The sequence below is a fragment of the Bdellovibrio bacteriovorus HD100 genome, assembly GCF_000196175.1.
Classification (GTDB): domain Bacteria; phylum Bdellovibrionota; class Bdellovibrionia; order Bdellovibrionales; family Bdellovibrionaceae; genus Bdellovibrio; species Bdellovibrio bacteriovorus.
The window spans coordinates 1,044,282-1,063,239 of the sequence record NC_005363.1 but is presented as its reverse complement, the minus strand read 5'-3'; the positions used below and the strand labels follow the sequence as shown (position 1 = coordinate 1,063,239).

Annotated in this window: 16 protein-coding genes; 6 read left to right on the top strand and 10 right to left on the bottom strand. The window is 51.5% G+C overall.

The genetic code is table 11. The features are described 5' to 3' along the window. Nucleotides 1-182 precede the first annotated feature (182 nt). The 3 genes from BD_RS05165 to BD_RS05155 all read right to left on the bottom strand — a co-directional run bounded on the left by BD_RS05165 (nucleotide 183) and on the right by BD_RS05155 (nucleotide 5,572). The gene (locus tag BD_RS05165; RefSeq protein WP_011163648.1) at nucleotides 183-1,763 is read right to left on the bottom strand and encodes a LysM peptidoglycan-binding domain-containing protein; all 1,581 of its coding nucleotides are present in this window, start codon (nucleotides 1,761-1,763) and stop codon (nucleotides 183-185) included. A gap of 63 nt (nucleotides 1,764-1,826) precedes the next feature. After that, a complete protein-coding gene (locus BD_RS05160) occupies nucleotides 1,827-4,055 on the bottom strand; it encodes a transglycosylase SLT domain-containing protein (protein WP_011163647.1) in 2,229 nt (742 codons plus the stop codon). Next, complete coding sequence (locus tag BD_RS05155; protein WP_011163646.1) at nucleotides 4,052-5,572, bottom strand: flippase activity-associated protein Agl23; 1,521 nt, start codon at nucleotides 5,570-5,572, stop codon at nucleotides 4,052-4,054. The genes BD_RS05160 and BD_RS05155 overlap by 4 nt, the downstream gene beginning before the upstream one ends. A gap of 17 nt (nucleotides 5,573-5,589) precedes the next feature. Between BD_RS05155 and BD_RS05150 the strand changes: the two genes are divergently transcribed. Further along, nucleotides 5,590-6,291, top strand: coding sequence for a glycosyltransferase family protein (locus tag BD_RS05150; RefSeq protein WP_041583484.1), 702 nt, complete (start codon nucleotides 5,590-5,592; stop codon nucleotides 6,289-6,291). Here the strand turns inward: BD_RS05150 and BD_RS05145 are convergent. From BD_RS05145 to greB, 3 genes are read right to left on the bottom strand one after another with little or no spacing between them, the layout of a single operon-like run. Next, on the bottom strand, nucleotides 6,235-7,239 hold the full coding sequence (locus BD_RS05145) for a YheT family hydrolase (protein WP_011163644.1): 1,005 nt from the start codon (nucleotides 7,237-7,239) through the stop codon (nucleotides 6,235-6,237). The genes BD_RS05150 and BD_RS05145 overlap by 57 nt on opposite strands. 2 nt (nucleotides 7,240-7,241) lie before the next feature. After that, nucleotides 7,242-7,751, bottom strand: a complete 510-nt coding sequence (locus BD_RS05140) for a DUF3465 domain-containing protein (protein WP_011163643.1) — start codon at nucleotides 7,749-7,751, stop codon at nucleotides 7,242-7,244. 60 nt (nucleotides 7,752-7,811) lie between these two features. After that, the gene (greB, locus tag BD_RS05135) at nucleotides 7,812-8,348 is read right to left on the bottom strand and encodes a transcription elongation factor GreB (RefSeq protein WP_226987939.1); all 537 of its coding nucleotides are present in this window, start codon (nucleotides 8,346-8,348) and stop codon (nucleotides 7,812-7,814) included. Nucleotides 8,349-8,434: 86 nt separating this feature from the next. On the opposite strand from greB, the gene BD_RS05130 reads away from it, so the two are divergent. The 3 genes from BD_RS05130 to BD_RS05120 are packed head-to-tail and all read left to right on the top strand — an operon-like array spanning nucleotide 8,435 to nucleotide 13,702. Further along, entirely contained in the window at nucleotides 8,435-10,246 is a 1,812-nt protein-coding gene (locus tag BD_RS05130; RefSeq protein ID WP_011163641.1) for a hypothetical protein, read from the top strand. Nucleotides 10,247-10,275: 29 nt separating this feature from the next. Beyond that, nucleotides 10,276-11,859, top strand: coding sequence for a fibronectin type III domain-containing protein (locus tag BD_RS05125; RefSeq protein ID WP_157865794.1), 1,584 nt, complete (start codon nucleotides 10,276-10,278; stop codon nucleotides 11,857-11,859). A gap of 13 nt (nucleotides 11,860-11,872) precedes the next feature. Continuing rightward, complete coding sequence (locus BD_RS05120; RefSeq protein WP_011163639.1) at nucleotides 11,873-13,702, top strand: adenylate/guanylate cyclase domain-containing protein; 1,830 nt, start codon at nucleotides 11,873-11,875, stop codon at nucleotides 13,700-13,702. Here the strand turns inward: BD_RS05120 and BD_RS05115 are convergent. Continuing rightward, entirely contained in the window at nucleotides 13,699-13,914 is a 216-nt protein-coding gene (locus BD_RS05115) for a hypothetical protein (RefSeq protein WP_011163638.1), read from the bottom strand. The two genes, BD_RS05120 and BD_RS05115, sit on opposite strands and share 4 nt — an antisense overlap. A gap of 313 nt (nucleotides 13,915-14,227) precedes the next feature. Between BD_RS05115 and BD_RS05110 the strand changes: the two genes are divergently transcribed. Both BD_RS05110 and BD_RS05105 read left to right on the top strand, forming a co-directional pair. Then, the gene (locus BD_RS05110; protein WP_011163637.1) at nucleotides 14,228-14,512 is read left to right on the top strand and encodes a hypothetical protein; all 285 of its coding nucleotides are present in this window, start codon (nucleotides 14,228-14,230) and stop codon (nucleotides 14,510-14,512) included. Between the two features lie 37 nt (nucleotides 14,513-14,549). After that, a complete protein-coding gene (locus BD_RS05105; protein WP_011163636.1) occupies nucleotides 14,550-16,454 on the top strand; it encodes a hypothetical protein in 1,905 nt (634 codons plus the stop codon). Nucleotides 16,455-16,516: 62 nt separating this feature from the next. Here the strand turns inward: BD_RS05105 and BD_RS05100 are convergent, their stop codons facing one another. Genes BD_RS05100 through BD_RS05090 form a run of 3 tightly spaced genes read right to left on the bottom strand, consistent with a single transcriptional unit; the run spans nucleotide 16,517 to nucleotide 18,952 of the window. Then, nucleotides 16,517-17,779, bottom strand: coding sequence for an ABC transporter permease (locus BD_RS05100; protein ID WP_041583483.1), 1,263 nt, complete (start codon nucleotides 17,777-17,779; stop codon nucleotides 16,517-16,519). Beyond that, nucleotides 17,779-18,468, bottom strand: a complete 690-nt coding sequence (locus tag BD_RS05095) for an ABC transporter ATP-binding protein (protein WP_011163634.1) — start codon at nucleotides 18,466-18,468, stop codon at nucleotides 17,779-17,781. The genes BD_RS05100 and BD_RS05095 overlap by 1 nt, the downstream gene beginning before the upstream one ends. After that, nucleotides 18,455-18,952 (bottom strand): ZrgA family zinc uptake protein, encoded by a 498-nt coding sequence (locus tag BD_RS05090; RefSeq protein ID WP_011163633.1) that lies wholly within the window; start codon nucleotides 18,950-18,952, stop codon nucleotides 18,455-18,457. Before BD_RS05090 ends, BD_RS05095 begins: the two co-directional genes overlap by 14 nt. Nucleotides 18,953-18,958 lie beyond the last annotated feature (6 nt).

The following is an 18,958-nucleotide window of genomic DNA, read 5'->3' as shown; positions in this document are numbered from 1 at the left end:
AAGTGCAGCGTTCTTCGGCCCACAAACCAGGAAACTTCATTACACTAAGACAAGGTTCAAGGAAGGCGACAGGATGTCACAATAGAACCTGAGAGAAGATAAAAAAAGACCCCAAAATCTGAGACCGGCTTTACTTCCCGTCGTGATTTTGGGGTCGAGTTAAGACAATTGCGAGAAAAGTCTTATTGCTTCACTTCCGATGGGATCACGATGCGTGCCCCCACAACCAGAGAAGCCGGGTTGCGGATCTTGTTTCTTTCTTTGATATCAGAAACTGCCACATTGTATTTCGCCGCGATCACAGAAAGGTTTTCACCTCTGCGAACCACGTGAACTTTGGATTTCGCTTTTTTGCTTTGAGCAACTTCAGTAGCCACTTCACGTGCAGACGAGCTGCCTGGAGTTGGGACTTTCAGTTTCATGCCCACTTTCAATGTGCGACCACGTTTGATGTTGTTCATACGCTGAAGCTCAGAAACGCTGGTGGCATATTTGCGCGCAATCGTGAACAAAGAGTCCCCGGACTGAACGATGTAGTAACGACCATCACTGCTGATTGTCACTGTGTTCTTAGGAGCATCGGATTTCTTTGCCACCATAGAACGAGTTTGTGAACGGTCCTTCAGCGGCGTACGATCCGGAACCTGGATGCGCATGCCCACTTTCAAGGGCTTGCGACGAGGCAGATCATTCAGGTCACGCAGGAATGCCACCGTCGTGCGATAACGACGAGCCACCGTGCTCAAAGTGTCACCATGACGTATGCGGTAGGTCTGCGTGTCACCAGTGTCAGCCACAAACTGAACACGGGAAACAAAACTTTCTGCCGCAGCCACTTTGGATTGCTCTGTCGTGCCCGGAGGAATACGCAGAATCAGGTCACTGCCCTTCAGGATCGCCACTTCACCCTTGAACTTGGGATTCAAAGCTTTGAAGTCCTCATAGTTCAGGTTCATTTTCTCGGCCATCTGACGCAAGTTCACTGGCTGGGAAACGGTGATGTGATCGAACTCAATCGGCGGAAGATAATCGATGTCGTCAAACCCGTACTTCGCCGGATCCTTACCGATCATTTTAGCCGCGATGAATTTTGGCACGTAGTTGATGGTTTCAGCTGGCAGACGTTTTTTACGAGCCAGCTCCCAGAAGTCACGGGTGTAGTGATTCATCACTTCACGCTTCACGCGATTTTCACCCACGTTGTAGGAAGCCATCGCCAGATACCAGGAACCAAACACGCTATAAAGACCTTTGAAGTACTCGGCCGCAGCCTGAGTTGCAAAGACCGGGTCACGACGCTCATCCACGAAGGCATTGATGTCCAGACCATAACGTTTGCCCGTACCACGGATGAACTGCCAGTACCCCACCGCTGAAGCGTGAGAGGTCGCGCGCGAGCTGAATCCGGATTCGATCAAAGCGATGTAAAACAGATCTTCAGGAAGTCCATTGTCACGCAAAACCTTCTTCATCAGTTTTTCGTAACGAGTGGAACGGGCCAGGTAACGTTCCATGTGCGGGCGACCGCGACCCTGGAAGTAGGCAATCCATTTTTCAACTAGGGGGTTAACTTCAGTAGGGATGGATTCCAATTCCTGATCCACCACCTTGGGGCCTTCGGGGTCAGACAAACGGAACGAACCGATGTCCTTCAAATCCCCTTCACTGTTGGTAGCTGGTCTGCCAGCTTTTGTGCCCAAATCCTTATGAGCACACCCTGACACAAAGGCCAGGACCAAACTCAATGTTAAAAGTCTCCTCATGAGTCCTCCGACTGAGTTTTCAGGCTACAAAACTCAGAGGGATTTTTCAATAAAACATCGCCCTTATTTTGCCTTTTTGTTAAGCAAATCCTGCCATAAGACGGGATTTACCTCGTAATTGCCCTTCTCTGACAGCCGATACAGCAGGACGTTGCGAAGAATGGCCTTCACATAGAAGCTTGTTTCCGTCCATGGCAGCTCATCAAACCACAGCTCATCCACAGGGGCGGAGCTGGGCTTGGCAAGTAATTCGCTGACCTCAGCTCTTGCGTCGATCCACAGCTTCACGCGATAGGGTCCTGCGTTATAAGCCGCCAGAGCGAAAGGAACGCTTCCCTGGAACTGGTCTAACATCTGGGAGACATAGTAAGAGCCCATCGGAATGTTCACTTCAGGACGGAACATGTCATCCGGAAGCTCCACCTTCATGCCCAGTTTCTTGGACACTTCCTGGGCCGTTGGTGGAATCATCTGCATCAGACCCAGAGCATTCGAGGTTGAAACTGCCTTCAGATTGAAGGCACTTTCCTGACGAGTCAGGCTTTTAAACAAAACCGCGTCGATGCCATAACGTTCCGCCTCAGCCTGATACAGACTGGCAAAGGCTTCCGGGTATCCGATCTTCACAAACTGCTCGCGGCGCAGACGCGGATCCGCCTCCATGGCTTCATTGATCCAACGAATGGCAGTAACATACTGATGTCGTTCCACTAGTTTTTCCGCCAATTGAACTTTCAAAGTCGCATCCTTCAGGAACGGCACAGAGGAAAGCTCTTCCTGAGCTTCACTGACCCAACCCGCTTCGGACAGGACTTTGAATCTGCGCCATGCACCTTTTTGCGCCCCCACGACAAAGAACTCAGATCCCAAAGCAGGAGCCTTGTCTTTATTCTCGGGCCAGGACAATTTGCCTTTTTGTGACTCGGCCCGCAGACGAAGGCCATAGTAAGAAAACGGATAACGTTCGATCAAATCAGCTGCAGCCTGCGCCGCACGCTCGGATTTGCTTTCCTGTAAAGAGCGCACAAGCCAGTACTGTCCGTTCAGATCATAGCGATCACGCCCCTGCTGCAACAGGCGCTCCAGCAAGGCCGAAGAACTTGTGTAGTCCTGCTTGCGGAAATAAATCAGACTGGCCCGGAACAAAGCTTCTGCCGCTTCATCCGAACCCAGATGATAAGTGTACAGCTTTTTATAAAGCTCCAGCGCTTTGTCGTACTGACCCATGAAATGCGCCGAGCGGCTGGCGATCCACAAAGCCGACGTCGTGGATGGGGCATGCGGGTTTTTGTCCAAAGCCTTGGTGGCCAAAGACAACGAGCCGGAGTAATCCGCACGGCGATGCATGCTGTGTGCCCACTCCATCAATCGCGCGGTGTCAGCTTCTTCCATTTCATTCAGAGCTTTGACTTTGGCCAGCTTTTCACTCAGGGAATTGTAAATTTCCAGCGGCCTGTCTTTCAGACGGCGCGCAGCGCGGCTGCCCGGGTATTCATTCAGAATCTGCACACTGTCTTTGAGTGCGGCGACAGGATCGTTCTGCTTTTGCGCCAGACGGATGCGTTCTTCAATCTTGGCTTCATCTCCTGCCACCTCAGATGACGTGGTGGCCGCTTTTGCCGGTGGCGTCACTGTTGTTTTGGTCTTGGCGATGAAATCCAGCTTTTCCTGAAGGTATTTGGAGTCTTTCTGGTCCTGGGCCTGCTCAAAAAAGAACTGCGCTTCGTTGTAGTTGTTATCAAGCATCGCCAGATCGCCCAGCAGCTGATAAGCCTTGGATTTCTGTTCACGACTCAGGGATGCAGCACTGGATAACAAAGCATCAATGCTGGCGGCGGCCTTTTTGTTTTTACGGGTCACTTGATCTTCCAACTGCACCATCTTGAAATCCAGATAGTACTTTTCAAGACTTACCGACCACGGACCGTTGCGGAAAAGATCTTTGTGGGCTTCCATCGTGGTCAGCGCACGATCCACCGCTGCACGGTCTTTGGCTTTCTTCTGGGCTTCATCCAGACAGTGCAGCCAGCTCACACCAATCCAGCCACGAAGGTCTTTGTTAGCGGTGAACACTTGTGGCGCCAGTCGTGCACACTCGGCCCATTTCAGATGAATTTCATAGTCTTTCAACTGCGACAGCGGTGAAAGTTTGGTCGTTTTTTTCGCATCTGAAATTTTATAAAGATCCACCACCGCAGCTTTCGGCAGCTCTTTTTTCACGTCCACTTTTTGCACTTGGGCGAAAGCGACACTTCCCAACAGAAGGCCGCTGGCCATGATCCTTTTTTTCACGGAGACTCCTCCAACTCTGGCCCCACGCTTTGCAGGCGCCCCTTGTAATCACTCATGTCAAAATCAGCTTTGCGCAGATATATCAGACTTGGTTCTCGCGACTGGCGGAAGACCACTTCCAGCTTCCAATACGGCTCGTTCAACAACAACTCCAGAGGATCGGCGACCCCGTAGTCACAGAAATACACAGCGGCATTTTCCTGAACGCGTTTGCTGCAAAGCTCATAGGACAAATTATTTGCATAGCGCAAAAGCCACGGCCATGGCCACTGTTCTTTCATGCCGACTTGCATTCTTTGTTGGGCCAACGAAGGTTTTTCCAGAATATTTTTGGTGATAAGGTCAGAAACCTGCACCAGCTCGTAGGTGGAATTGACGTAAACATAAGGATGCGTCAAATCAATAGGTCTTTGATACACTGAGATCCACGCACTACGAAGGCCCACGGCCGCCAACAACACTGCCACACCCGCCAGCACATGGCGGCCCACAAAGCGGGATTCAAAGGCATTGACCAGCGACATCGCCAGAACAAAGTAAAAACCCCACACCAGCGAAAGCACACACCACACCGTCTTGTACGGGATCAGGGAATACACCAAAAGCTGCACCAATGAAAACACACTGACAGCACGCAGTTCCCTGCGTTTGGAGAAGATACCCACGACCGCCAGCAAGCCGCCCAAAAGCACCAATGGCTCAGCCGTGTAAAGGACCTGCAGCCAGTACCACACGCTTTTTTCGTGACCATGACCATGCACCCCGGTTTTCAACCATGGCAGTACCGCTTTAAAGAAATCGATGATGCCTGAAAGATTCTGATAAAAGCCCGTGAACAACTGCAGGAAGATCAAAAGCAGCAACACCGTCAAAACAGTCAGACGACCACTCCACGCCAAGCGAATTGTTTCCGGGGAAAACATCGTGCGCAATTGATTCCACCCCAGAGTCAAAAAGGCCACCACCCAGGCAAACATCGTGATCACGAATGTTTCCTTCAGCGCCATCATGCCCCACAGCCCGATCAGGAAAAGCCCCAGCGCTTTTTCATCCTGACGTCCGATCCAGCGCAAGATTCCCATACCCGCCACCAGTTGGAAAAACACAAAAGGCATTTCATGAATTCCCGAACGGCCAAAAAAGACAAAGGCCGGACTGAGCAGCACCAGTACTGCCATCACCATGTTCACAGCCTTGGGACGAAGCGCCCCCCAGGCCAGAACAACCACACTGAGCACGCTGAATACCGCGGGCACTGCTCGCAGAGTTTCCAGACTTCGGCCCCACAGGGACTCAAACCCCTGCAGCATATAAAAGTACATCGGACCGTGATAGTTGTTGGGATCGTACTTGTAATAACCCAGCTTAGACATCTGCATCACGAACCAGCCGTTGATGCTTTCGTCAAAATGAATGGGTTTGTTGGTCAAAAGAGCAAAACGACTGATCAATGCCAGCAGGAAAAGCCCCGCCCAGAAAGCCGCATGAGAGAAGTTCGTGACCTTGAGAGATTTCATTGTTAACTATCGTAAAGATGGAATCTTCCGTGTCAACCCCGCACTGCTCACTGATTGTTTATTTGGAACAGCCTGAAATGCTTCCGGCGTACCTGCGCGATCTGCGCGGTTTTTTTGCCAAGTTCCCGCTAAACTATGAAGTTATCGTTGTGGCAGAAAAAGGCTGCGTGGTGCCCCCGACCGAAGGCCCCGTGCGCATTTTGCAGAATTCAAAAAAGCTCGGCCGTGCGGCCAGTTTGTGGCTGGGCTTGAAAAACAGCCAGGCCCCGTTTTCAGCCATCACATCCGTGGACATGAATACGCCTCTGGGGGATTACTTCAAATTACTGCAAAACCTGATGACCGAAGAAGGTTATGAAATCTGCTGGGGCGATCGCTACAAGAAAAAAGACAGCCCCTTCCTGAAAGGCCCGCATCCGCGTCAGCAGATGGAAGACAGCTTCAACCGCATTTTGCGCGACAAATTCCCGCGATGCCCCCACGACCCTTTAAGCGAGATTCTGCTGTTTAAAAAAGCCGCGATTGAAAAGCTGGCCGCCGACCATCCCGGCAAATTCACCGGCTGGTATCTGGGACCCCAACTGCTGGGGGGCCTTCGCCGTCAGCAGCTTCGCGTTTTGGAAATTCCGGTGTTTGAATCAGGACAGACATTGCCAGGCTTCTCACTTTGGAGACAGCGCTGGAACCTTTTCATTGAGTGTGCCTTCAAGACCTCTTAAGGCTTCATACAAATAATAATCCAGCCAGCGCGTTCCCCCCACAGGCAAAGACTGGCGGTGCAGATAGCCCATGTGCCCGCCGCGCTTTTCAATATGCAGTTGGACGTGCTTGGAGAATGGTGCCCGCAGATAGTCACTGACATCTACAAACGGATCATCCGCCGAAGTCAGGGTGTAAGTCGGCACATCAATACCGGAAACGTACTGAATCGAAGAACAACGCTGATAGTAGTCCTCGCGACTGGCAAAGCCGGACGCCGGCGCTGTGTAAATCTGATCCATATCCCACACCGTGGCCCACTTCGGAATTTCATATTTTTCCGTGATCAGCCCCAGGCGGTGCTTTTCTTCCACCAGCTTGCGCAGGCGCAGAACAAAACGCATGTCATACACACGGTTAAAGCCCGATTTTAAAAGCAATGAGCCTGATTGCAGATTTAAGGGCGCATTGACGGTGATCGCACCGTCAGGTTTGTGCTTTCCACCATACCCGCCCAGCAGGCACAGCATGATATTGCCACTCAACGAATATCCGACCGAGATGTGCTTTTTATTCGGGAACATCTGACGAAGCTGTCCCAGCACCACGGACACATCCTCGGCACTGCCGGAATGATACGGACGTTTTGCAAAGGGCGCGCCCTCACCAGCTCCACGGTGATTGACCAGCACAACAGAATGCCCCAATTGCTGACAGATCAGCGCGGTTCTTTGCATATAGTCCGAGGTGACATCCCCGGAAAGACCGTGAAACAGACTGACCACCAGATTGGTGTGGCCCTCGAGCCAGGAACAAAAAAGTCGATCCCCGTCAGGAAGATCGACTTCAAATTTTTTGCCGAAATGTGAAAGCTCTGCGGACTTCAGGAAGTGAGCCCACAATGTCTGACCGTGACCACTGTCGGCCCAAAAAGGCGCTGCACATGGAATCAGGTTCAGTCGTTGCAAGTCTACTCCTTACAGTAGTACTGCCCGTTCACGTACACATATCCATCCGGGCGTCTGCCGCGGGGATCGTGGTGAAGCCAGTGCAGCAGTCCACCTTTGTTGGTCCAAATAAACTGCCCACCCATGGCGATTACGTCGCCAACATTCAAAGGAACACGTGGGCACATATCCAGATTATACACAGCCTGCATAAGCTCGCCATTGGAAAGACGAACCACCCACTTTTGATGCTCCAGTCCACTGTTGTCGTCCGGCAGGATTTTTACAACTGTCAGACGGCCCCCCTCCACAAAGTCCTCACGACGGCGCTCATTCACCGCCCGTACCAGATCGGAATCACTGGCAGATTCATCCAAAAATGCGCCCGACTCGTAACTAGAGTCTTCACTCTGGCGATTTTTTTCCCAGGATTCCTCATGATTGTTGCGGCGTTTGGCTTCAACTGTTTCAACGTGAGCGAAAACAACGACGAAGGCGAAAAGATAAATACTGACTTTAGTGATGAACTTCATAGCTCCCCCTGCTATGCGCAGGAGTGTGCAAAAATGTACAGACAAAGACAACTGTAAAATTTACTTAAACTCTACGTTCTCGATAGTAACGAACTCTTCGCCTGCAGGTTTGATGATTCGCACCTCATCTCCCAACTTTTTTCCAAGAAGCGCACGCGCCACAGGAGACTTCCAGGAAATCTTGCCCGCTTTCGGATCAAACTCATCTTCGCCGACGATCTGATACACCACTTCATCACCGTCTTCATTAACCAGTGTGACTGTGGCACTGAAAAGCACGGTCGTGCCTTTCATTTGTTTTGGATCCACGAGCTCAGCATCTTCGATTCGTTTGGTCAAAAAATGCACACGACGGTCGATTTCACGCAAACGACGTTTGCCATACTGATAATCCGCGTTTTCTGAACGATCCCCGTTGCTGGCCGCCCACGCCACAACCTCTACCAATTTAGGCCGCTCCACGTGCATCAACGCGTGATATTCCGCCTTCAACTTAGCCAGACCTTCGGGGGTGATGTAGTTCTTATTGTTATCCATACCGCAAGACTCTAGACCATCTTCCAGACCGGTCCAACGGGAATTTGATTTTGATTCCATAATTCCATCGCCCAAACGGCGGACCTAGACTTTAGCTCCCTTTAATAGTGAGACATTTACTCCGAAAAAAGCATGAGGAGGAATCGATGAAAAAACAGTGGAAACGTCTGCTTATCGCCGCATTAAGCTCGTCATCCGTTTTTGCTGCGACGTGGTTCTGGTATCAGTCCACAGCTGACACACATTCCTCCAATTCCAATGAAAAACCGCTGGCCTACGTCGGAAAAGTCGTTGAAGACATTCAGCGCCGCCCGGCATCCCGTCTATTATGGCAGCTCGTCAACACTGGTGAGCCTTTGTACAACGGTGAAGCCATCCGTACCAGTGAGCGAGGCGAAGTGCGCATCCAGTTTGTGGGTTCGGATCGCTATCTGGATCTGGAGCCGGAATCACTGATTGTGATCAAAAAGTCCGAAGGCGAAATCGCCCTGGATTTGATGGAAGGTAGTTTGTTCGTTAACGCCAAAACCGGCACCGCCGAAGGCGATGCCCCGGGACTGGTGCTGAACTCTGCCAACGGTAAAGTCGATCTGTCCCAGGCTTCCGCAAGTCTTTCCAAAGGCCGCGGAGATTCTGTCGACGTTCAGGTTCTGGAAGGTAAAGCGTCCATCAAAGGTTCTGACGGTCAAAGCAAAGACCTGACCACCCGTGAAGAAGTTAAAATCCTGACTCCACTGCCACAAAAGCCGGTGGCCATGGATGCTGAAAACCCGGAATCGGTGCCATTCCAATGGCAGGGGTTCCCGGCCAACTCCAACGTCACGTTGTGGGTCGGCCCCAGCCGAAAACAGCTGAAACCGCTGCTGAAGGCCGCTCCAAATACAAATCAACTTATGGCTTCACTGCCCTTCGGCCGTCACTACTGGAAACTTGTAGCGACAAATCCGCAAGGGTCGGTGGCTGCCGAAAGTGCTATTTACAAAACAGAAGTCCTGGCCCGCTATGCGCCGACCATGGTTTTCCCGACAGCGGATGCGGAAGTGCCTGCCATGCAGACACCTTACGACATGCCATTCAAATGGCAAATGGGTGAGGACACCCGCCAGATGACTTTGGAACTGTGGGCGGATGACCAGTTGAAAAACAAAATCTCCACCAACACCTTCACCAAGGAAGACTCTTTCACGGCCCGGGGTCTGAAGGCAGGCTCCTATTACTGGCGCATGACCACATACTTCCTGGATACGGAAAAACCTTCTCTGGGCAAAGTTCAAAAGTTCACGATCAAACCCGCCAGCCAGGTGAATGCAAAAGTGGAGTTCGTCCCCGTGCAGATCAACTTTACCATGCCTGAAAAAGACATGGTTCAGTACTATGTTGAAAAACCACGCCTGGGACTTTCCTGGAAGGTGGACAAATCTGAAAATGTGTCTGCTTGGCGTGTGAAGTATCACACTGAAGAAGAAGACCCGGCCCTGGCGCAAAGCTTTGACGTCAAAGAAGTTCAAAACACACAAGTCCAGGCTCCTGTCGCAAAACCAGGCCGTTACATCGCCTCTATTGAGGCTTTGAATAAAGACGGCAAAGTTCTGGGCACAACAAGTTCGCAGATTCTGACTGTCAGTCCCCTGCCATTGCTGGAAGCTCCAAGTTTCACGCCAGCCGAAGGAACTTTGCAGGCTTCTATGGACGGCCGCACGCAGCTGACCTGGAACGCGGTGGAAGGTGCGAAGGAATACTGGCTGACCATTCGCAAAGATGGCAAGGAACTCAAACGCAGCAAATACATGCAAAACTCCACGGCATTAAAAAATCTTTTGCCGGGTGAATATGAAGTGGAACTGACAGCTGTCGACACCTATGGAAGAAACAGCCAATCCGGCCCGGCCCGAAAACTGCTGGTTCCGGACAAGTCCAATGTGCGAGCCCCTACTTTAAAGAAGATCAAGGTTAACTGATGAAGTTAGGCAGTGCGTTCATTTTATTAATGATCTCTTTCTGGACCTCGATGGTTCTGGCGGCGCCTTATCGCCGTCTGGTGAACTTCGAGTGGGAGGCCATTGAGAACGCCAAGTCCTATGAAATCGAGCTGAAACAAGTCAAAGCCAAAGGCGAAGACGCCAAAACTTTCACCTTCAAAGTCACTGAGGCCGCCTGGAATGGCCGGCTGACTCCGGGCAAATACATGATGAAGCTGCGTTCGCGCGACTATCGTGGCGTTCCCGGCGACTGGAGTGAACCGAGCGAATTCAACGTCGGACTGGAAACCGCCGTGCTGAAATTCCCGGGGGCCCGTGTGAAAATGGCCACCAAAGAAACCGACACCACTTCGCTGGAGTTCAAATGGGCTCCGGTGGGCGGCGCCGACCAATATCACTTCGTTCTGACTTCTGATGACGGCAAAACCCAGATCACGGAAACGCTGAAGGATCCGTCCTATAAGGTGAAAGTCCCCGTGGCTTCGCACTATACGTGGAAAGTTTCATCAAGCAACAGTGAAGGCATCACCAGTGATGCGACCGCCGTGGGTCAGTTCACCCTGCTGGGCAAGCCGGTTGAAAATCCACGCATTGAAAAACCAGAAAGTGATTTCGTCCGGGAGCTGAAATGGACTCGTCCAGATCATGTCTCCAGCTATGACGTCTACCTGTTGAAGTACAACACAGCCGATAAAAAATGGGAAAAACTGAAAGTCTATGAAAACTATCAGCAAGACACCCTGCCATTTGATGAAAGTCTTCCGGGCGGAAAATACCAGGTTGTGGTTCGCGCAAAGTCTGATCTGCGCCCGTCTGCTCCCCTGGCGAAACAATCCTTCTCGGTGCGCAGTGGGGATCGTTCTCCGGCCGCGGAATACACCGCTTTGGTTCGTAAATCCATTGATCGCGTCACCGGATGGTATGCGGTTGCAAGCTATCTGATCACAGAAATGTCCTATCAGGGCGTCAACCCGGAGAAAAACTCGTCCGTGGGCTATAAAGCTCTGGGCGGCACAGGTCGTCTGGGTGTGGGCTGGTTCAGTCCGCACACACCTTGGGGCTTTTTAGGAATCATCGACATGAGTGGTTTCACCTTCAATGGAAAAACCCAGACATTCGCTTCCGCCGAAGCCAATGCCGTTTACCGCCGCGCCTTGGGTGACCGTGGTGAAGTGCGTTTCCAGGCAGGCCCTTACTACAAGGAACTGCCTGAAACTGTGGGTGACCCCTTCTCTGGATCTTCAGAAGATCTAAAAATCAGCTCTGCCGGCCCGCACTTCGGTGCCGAGTACTGGTACTCCCTGACACCGAAACTGGGAATTCAGGTGAATGCCCACCTTTACATGTCCCTGATGAAAATCAGCACACCCAACGGTGAGCCGATGGAACCCAAAATGTCGACTCAATTCGGCTTCCTGGGAAGTTATCGTTTCACACCAAGATTCACCGGGTTGATTGGCTATGCCATGCGAGAAGACAAAATGTCCTACAAGGCGAAAACCGGAACGGACAGCTTCGCCTCTGACGGAGACGTCAACGAGTCCACCATCATTGGTAACTATCTAAACGTCTTTGCCGAGTGGAGCTTCTGATCAGGAGAGAACTATGAGAATACCGATTTCGACAAAACTCATTACAGTCACAATCCTGATCCTGGTCGCCGCCACCGGGACGATCACCTGGATTTCATCCTCTTACTTTGAGAAAAAAGCGGCCGAGCAGGTTGACATCGCGAACCTGGAATCCGCCGCTGCCAAAGCAAAAGAAATCGAAAACATCATCGCCAATCTGGTGGACAAGACCCGCGGCACGGCCTCCCTGCTGACCAAGGGCGCCAGCTCTCAAGTGGAAACCGGCGACGACTTTGATTTCAATTTCACCAAAGACAAAAACTTTATTTCCCTGGAAGTTCTGAAGCTGGACGGCACCAGCGTGGAAACCGTGGCTCGTCGTGTGAAAGAGGACGTGCTGAAGCCTTATGGTCTTAACTCCACTTATATGATTCACGTGCGTTCCTGGCAGAAGTTCCCGATCCGTTCCGTGGCTCAGGGAAGCATCGAAATTAAGAATGCCACTTACCCAAAGGCTCCGGCGATGATCACAATTGGCATTCCCCTGATCCGCGATGAACAGGGCAAAATCACTCACGTGGCCCTGGCCGATGTGTCCCTGGCGCCGTTTGAAAAACCCTTCACGGACCCGTCAGAACGCACTCAATACCTGATTGACCGTCATGGTGAGCTTCTGGCCCATAAGGACGAACAAAAAGCCATGGCGCGCCTGAACATGGCGAAGTACCCGATCGTGCAAAAAGCCCTGACACAGAAATCTCCGCAATTTCAAACCAAGTTCCTGAATCCTGACAACGACAAGGACTATTTTGGCGCGTCCGTAAAAACGTCTTACGGTGCGACTGTGATTTCCCAGACGTCAGAAGAAACCATCCTGGAAGTTTCCCGCGAGGTCAAACGCCGGGCGATCTTTGTTGCGGGTTCCGCTATTTCCATGGCGATCTTCTTTATCTTCCTGTTCTCCATGACCCTGACCTCCCCGATTGAAAAACTGGCGGAAATGATCAACCTCGTTTCAAAGGGCAACTTCAATGTCAAAGCCCGCGCCCAGGTGAAATCCCATGACGAAGTGGGCGATCTGGCCGAGGCCTTTGATCACATGACGGAAGGTTTGAAGGAACGTGACAAGGTGAAAAACCTGTTCTCGAAATTCCACGGTTCCTCGGTGGCCGAAGACTTGATCAACAACGATATCGGTGTCGGCGGTCAGACCAAGGACGTCGTCGTCTTCTTCTCGGATATTCGCGGTTTCACCGCTTTCTCGGAAAAAAGATCTCCGGAAGAGGTCGTTGAAATGCTGAACGAATACTTTGGTGTGATGGTTAAAATCATCAACTCTCATGGCGGGGTCGTGGATAAATTCATCGGCGATGCGATCATGGCTGTCTGGGGAGCTCCGAAAAGCTCGGACAAAGATGCCCAGCAGGCGGTGCGTGCGTGCCTGGAAATGCGCCGTGCTTTGGAAGGCCTGAATGAACGCCGCATTGCCCGCGAACAGCCACCGATCAACATCGGTATGGGGCTGCACGCCGGAAAAGCAATTTCCGGAACCATCGGTTCAGATGAGCGTATGGAGTACACGGTGATCGGAAACACGGTGAACACGGCTTCGCGAATTGAAGCCTCCACCAAGGCTTTCGGTGCGGATCTGTTGATTTCAGACACTGTCATCGAAAAAATCGGTGAAGACTTCAAGACCGAACTTGCCGGTGCCGCCGAGGTCAAAGGACGCTCGGAGGCTTTGAAAATGTTCAAGGTGCGTGGTTATCGAGCGGAAGATGGCTCGATGGTCGAAGTGCGCACGGCCTATTCTGACTATGAAGCGGAAGCCGCTGACAAGGTCAAAATCAAAGACGCCGCCTAGGGCACGCTGGCGGGAGCGCGTGAAGTGCTTGCCGCCGCCACCTGCTTGCGGCTGAACTCTTCTGCCACAGAAACAGTCTGTCTATACTCCGGATATATAAAGGCTTCCGTCACGTGAACCTGTCGGGTGGGATCCTTCGTTCCCACGCTGGCGCAGGATACAATATTAATAAGCAGCAGACACAAAAGCACTAGCTTAAGATTGATACGCATGATTCCCCCCGGAATCCACTACCCTTGCATTTCCCTTGCCGCTTTTAAAGCAACCTATTGCTTATCGCCGTTGATACCCTGGTCACTGTCTAAAAGCTGGTTGACGTTCCCCACCCCCTGTTAGCGGACTGTACATCCCATTCCCATGTTTAAACACTGGGCGATTTTCAGGTTTATCCCAGACAAATCAAGCACCCACAGAGATTAAGGAACGGTAACACCACCAAATCGTGAACAGCCCCCTTCATGCGATTTCAATCACTTAAGCGCTGGCCTGAGCGTTGCTTTAGGAGATTCCCCACGGGGGGATGCTATGAAGAAGGTAATGGGCGGACTTTTACTATTCACACTGATCGCACCAGTTAAGAGTTTTGCAAAAGATGGTATCGGCACCGGCGACTTTAATCAGATGATTGAAGAAAACAACGCTGCCGCCAAGAATCTGAACAACACCATCACACGCAATGTCAGTTCAGAAGGCACCTTTAAAGGTGAAGTGATCACCGTCGTGCAAAGCACGCGCAATCCGGTGAAATACAATCCATTCCTGCTGGAGGACGAAGTCGAAGTGAAATCACTGCGCGACCAGAATCACTAGTTCGCAAGTATTCAGTTTTAAATCCGGGGGGATTTTCGTGAATAAAGTAACTAAACTTTCAAAAATTGTTCTGTGTGGAGCGCTTGTTGAGGCTGTCGTCGGTTGCAGCCAACCTGTACGTTTTGCCCCCTCAGTCCTTGAACAAAGCTCTTTGACGGACAACGTGTTCGGTCAGACGCCGGTGATCCCGGAAGTCGAAGAACCGAAAGTCGATCCGTTCAATCCATATAAACACATGTCTGACATCAGTCAGGGTGACGATTCCATGACACCCAATATTGCCGCTGACGACGGCTTGAACGGCAAAGCTGTTTCAAACTGCGAACGTCAGCGTGCTGACGGCAGTGACCGTTATGAAGAAGAACGCCAAGCAGCCCTGGCGGCGGCGAAAGCGGACACTTCTTTGATTCCAGTGCGCTTTTCCGTGTCTGCCGGCAGTGCCGAAGACGCAATTGCACAGTGGTCTCATGAAAGATCCATCCTGCGTAAAGAATCCAATGGTGTGACACCATTTTATGTTGGCGCGGCCAAAAAAGACAGTGCGGCGGATGCCTGCAAATGGTCCACGAACTGCAATAAAACGGCGGTTAAAACCAATCACTTCCACTATATTGCTGACCACCAGCAAGCCCGTCGTGAATTCATCGCAGGTAAAAAATGCTTCTTCAGCACGGTGCGCGCGATTGCCAGTGTTGATGACGTGGGTGCCGTGACAGTCTTTCAAGAAGGTGCCACCGCTCCAGCAGACGTGCTAGCCGTGCAAAACCATTCCCTGCGTAACTTGTACTATGGTGAATCCTATGAAGACGTCGTTGATTCCGGCAGCCCCCGACTGTTCAAAAAACTGGGCGATGGAACTCCGAACATCGTGGCTCTGTATGTCGCAGACTTGCGTGAAAACGTTGTCGATAAATCCGGGAAGACCGTCAGTATTCTGACGCCGGAATTTATCAAACTAAGCAAAGGCCTGACCCGTGGTGATGAAGTGCGTTTGACCTTCAAAGAAATCTTCTCTTTAAGAACTATTTGGACCGAGCGTGATTTCGTGACCAACGTGCTTTCCTCCCAGCGCACTTCCAAAGTCGGCACCCTGTCTGCTTACGAAGGTGTGCCGCAACTGATCCAGTGGCTGGTTCATTCCGGTGTCGAAGGTACGGCGATGAGCACCAAGTACACTCCGCTGGTTCTGGATTTGGGCGTAAAAAATGTTCGCACTTCCAGCCTTGAAGGCGGAAGCTTCTTCAACCTTGCCAATATCCAGGCGCCAGTGACTCACATGACGGCTTGGTTGGGTGGTAACCTGGTTGTGCGCGAATCCACAAACAATGTGAACAAAACCCACTTCAGCCGTGAAATTGATGACGGCTTCCTGGTGGTTCCGAATGCGGATGGCAGCATTACAAGCTCCCAAAACCTGTTTGGTTCTCAGATGAAAGTGTCTGTGAACGGCGAAGAGAAAACTTTTGCCAACGGTTTTGAAACTTTGGCGGCGCTGGCGGCAAAAGACTGTCAATCCGAAGATCCAAAGAAGCATTACCTGGGCCCTTGGGATGGCGAACTGTACAGCCAGAAAATCAAAGTCTGGGTGGACAAAAATCGCAACGCGGTGGCGGATGCCGGTGAAGTGATCAGTCTGGCAGATGCGAAAGTCGCTGCGATCAACGCCTGCCACGTGGTTTATGCCAACGAAAAAGACAAATACGGCAACAGCACGGAACTGCGCTCTCCGTTCCTGATGTTCAAACAAGGCGAGAGCGAAGTGGCCGAAGAAGAACTGCTGACCCGTCTGGCAACCGGCAAAGACAAAGACGGTCAGGCTGTGGAGTTCCGTCTGATGGTGGATATTTTCTTTAAAGCTAAACCAGGTGTGATCCTGGAAAATGTTGATACGACGGGCCTTCCGGCTGTAGGAGGTGCCCAGCTTGCACAAATTGTTCAGTAGATAATTCCAAAACCTAAGAGACATGAAACCGCAGGTCGCAACGCCTGCGGTTTTTTATTTTTTTAGATACGAACGCTCAGTCCGTCTTTCAGGGCCAGCTTCTGCGCACGCAAAGCCGGAATCAAACCAATCAGCGTCCCGCCAACCAGAGTGATGATCAGATACATCAATTCATAACGAGTGACCCATGGGCCCACCAGATACAGACCAAACTCGGTTTCAATCCACGGTTTCAACACCGCGATCAAACCCCAGGATGTCACAAGCCCCAACGCCACACCCACTGCCGTCAAAAGTGCGGATTCAAACACCAATAGCCCCAGAATCTGATTGGATTTCGCACCCACCGCACGCAAGATCGCCATTTCACGACGGCGCTCATTCAGTGTTGTCGTCAAGGCAATCAGCATGGCCATGAAGCCCACGGCCACAACCATCCAGGAAATCATGCGAAGGACGCCTTCAACGTAAGACAATCCATTCCAAAGTTCGCTCAATGTCGCCCCCGGAATGATCGCCAGCAATGGCTCGCCTTCATAAGTGTTGATTTCGCGCTGAAGCTTCAAGGTTTCGATGCGGGACTTGGCCCCCACAAAGAACGCCGTGATAGTGTGAACCTTCAATTCATTCGTCAGCTGTTCACGCGGAATGACTTTGTCCATTGCCGGAGCGGCGCCATCTTGCCAGTCCACGTGCAAAGCTTCCATCCCCTGCAGGGACATGTAAACCGCACGGTCCAATGGCGTGCCGGTCGGCTCAAGAATACCGGAAATCACAAACGGACGGTCATCGTGCTGCAAGATGCCTTCGCCCTTGGTCACACCGTGAGCGACCACAATGCGATCTCCCAGACTGTATTTCAGCTTACGGGCTACATCCGCACCGACCACCACATCCCAGATGTCAGCAAACTCTTTGCCTTGAGCAAACTTCACCTGCTGGTCACCACGATAATGATAGTGTTTGAAGAAGTCTTGCGTCGTACCCACCACGCGGAAACCGCGATGGCCATCGCCCAATGAATAAGGAATAGTCCATTCAATCGCCGGGTGTGCTTTTACTTTTTCATAGGTTTCATAGGAAATGTTATGAGTGGCATTCCCCATATTGAAGACAGTGTACAGAATCAACTGCAGCGGACCGCTGCGTGCGCCGACGATCAGATCGGTTTTGCTGATGGTTTGCGTGAAGCCCTCTTCCGCGGCCCGCTTGGCGCGCTCGACAGTCAGAAGCAAAGCCACACTCAATGCAATGGAGATCACCGTCAGCGTTGTTGCGAACGCCCGATTCTTCAGGGATTTGATTGCCAACTTCAAAAAGACCATCACACAACCTTGTTAATGGATTCTAAGGAGATTGAACGCGTAAAGAGTTTTTCTATGCTGCGGTCATGGGAAACAAACACGACAGTCGTGCCATAAAGCTCGGACAGTTCAAACAGAAGCTTCAGGAATTTTTCGCGGTGATCTGCATCCAGGGCCGAAGTCGGTTCGTCTGCCAAGAGCAGATCCGGTTTCCCCAGAAGGGCGCGGGCCACAGCCACACGCTGCTGTTGTCCGACACTCAGTTCCGTGACACCTTTTTCCAGCAAGTCGGAAATCCCCAGGTTGCCACACAAAGCACGGATCACCATTTCGGTATCCACACTGCCCAGACGGGCCTTGCGGGCCGGACTGAGATGCAGCGGAAGTTCGATGTTTTCACGCACCGAAAGATACGGAATCAAATTGAAGCTTTGGAAGACATAGCCCATATGTTCCGCGCGGAAGGAATCACGCTCGGAATCGGACATTTTAACAAAGTCACGTCCCAGAATCTGCACAGTCCCGCTGGTCGGACGAAGCACGCCCGCCAGAATCTCTAACAACGTTGTTTTACCTGTGCCACTGGGGCCGTAAAGAAACAGCTCTTCGCCCTTTTTCACCGTAAATTCAGGAACGTGCAGCGTGGGATTTTTCTGACCTTCATAGGTGTAAGACAAATCCCGGATGGTGATCAGATCACTTGAGCTCAAGAGTTTCTCCGTTCTTGCCAACCTCCAGGGACTTTTGCACCTGGTCGGCCAGCACTTCGACCTGCACCTTTTTCAGGCGCGGGAAGACTTTCTGGAAACTGAACGTGATGGTACTGCCTGCCACCGGCGCTTCACAGGAGATATTGAACTCCCCTTCGACGTCGGAATGGTTTTTCTTTTCGATGACTTCGTACATGTCCAGTTTGATTTCACACTTCAAAGCAGGATCCAAAACCACCATCTCGGATATTTTTTCGCCAAGCTTGGACAAAGCTGCTTCTTTTTTCTGCTTGTCCTTTTTGGATTTGGCCGCGTGTTCAAATCCATAGATGGATTCCGCCGGAGCATGGAACTCCAATTTTCCTTTTTTGCCATCAAAGGCCAGACTGACTTTGCCAGCGCCATGAACGTGGGCACTTTGATTGTGCGCGCTGTGATCGGAATGCGCCATGGCCATCAGGGAAAACAGAAGAACTTTCAACATAAAGAC

Coding starts and splice junctions, on each gene's coding strand:
- BD_RS05165 (WP_011163648.1), bottom strand. CDS start 1,763: ATGAGGAGACTTTTAACATTGAGTTTGGTCCTGGCCTTTGTGTCAGGG.
- BD_RS05155 (WP_011163646.1), bottom strand. CDS start 5,572: ATGAAATCTCTCAAGGTCACGAACTTCTCTCATGCGGCTTTCTGGGCG.
- BD_RS05150 (WP_041583484.1), top strand. CDS start 5,590: ATGGAATCTTCCGTGTCAACCCCGCACTGCTCACTGATTGTTTATTTG.
- BD_RS05140 (WP_011163643.1), bottom strand. CDS start 7,751: ATGAAGTTCATCACTAAAGTCAGTATTTATCTTTTCGCCTTCGTCGTT.
- greB (WP_226987939.1), bottom strand. CDS start 8,348: ATGGAATCAAAATCAAATTCCCGTTGGACCGGTCTGGAAGATGGTCTA.
- BD_RS05130 (WP_011163641.1), top strand. CDS start 8,435: ATGAAAAAACAGTGGAAACGTCTGCTTATCGCCGCATTAAGCTCGTCA.
- BD_RS05125 (WP_157865794.1), top strand. CDS start 10,276: ATGATCTCTTTCTGGACCTCGATGGTTCTGGCGGCGCCTTATCGCCGT.
- BD_RS05120 (WP_011163639.1), top strand. CDS start 11,873: ATGAGAATACCGATTTCGACAAAACTCATTACAGTCACAATCCTGATC.
- BD_RS05115 (WP_011163638.1), bottom strand. CDS start 13,914: ATGCGTATCAATCTTAAGCTAGTGCTTTTGTGTCTGCTGCTTATTAAT.
- BD_RS05110 (WP_011163637.1), top strand. CDS start 14,228: ATGAAGAAGGTAATGGGCGGACTTTTACTATTCACACTGATCGCACCA.
- BD_RS05100 (WP_041583483.1), bottom strand. CDS start 17,779: ATGGTCTTTTTGAAGTTGGCAATCAAATCCCTGAAGAATCGGGCGTTC.
- BD_RS05090 (WP_011163633.1), bottom strand. CDS start 18,952: ATGTTGAAAGTTCTTCTGTTTTCCCTGATGGCCATGGCGCATTCCGAT.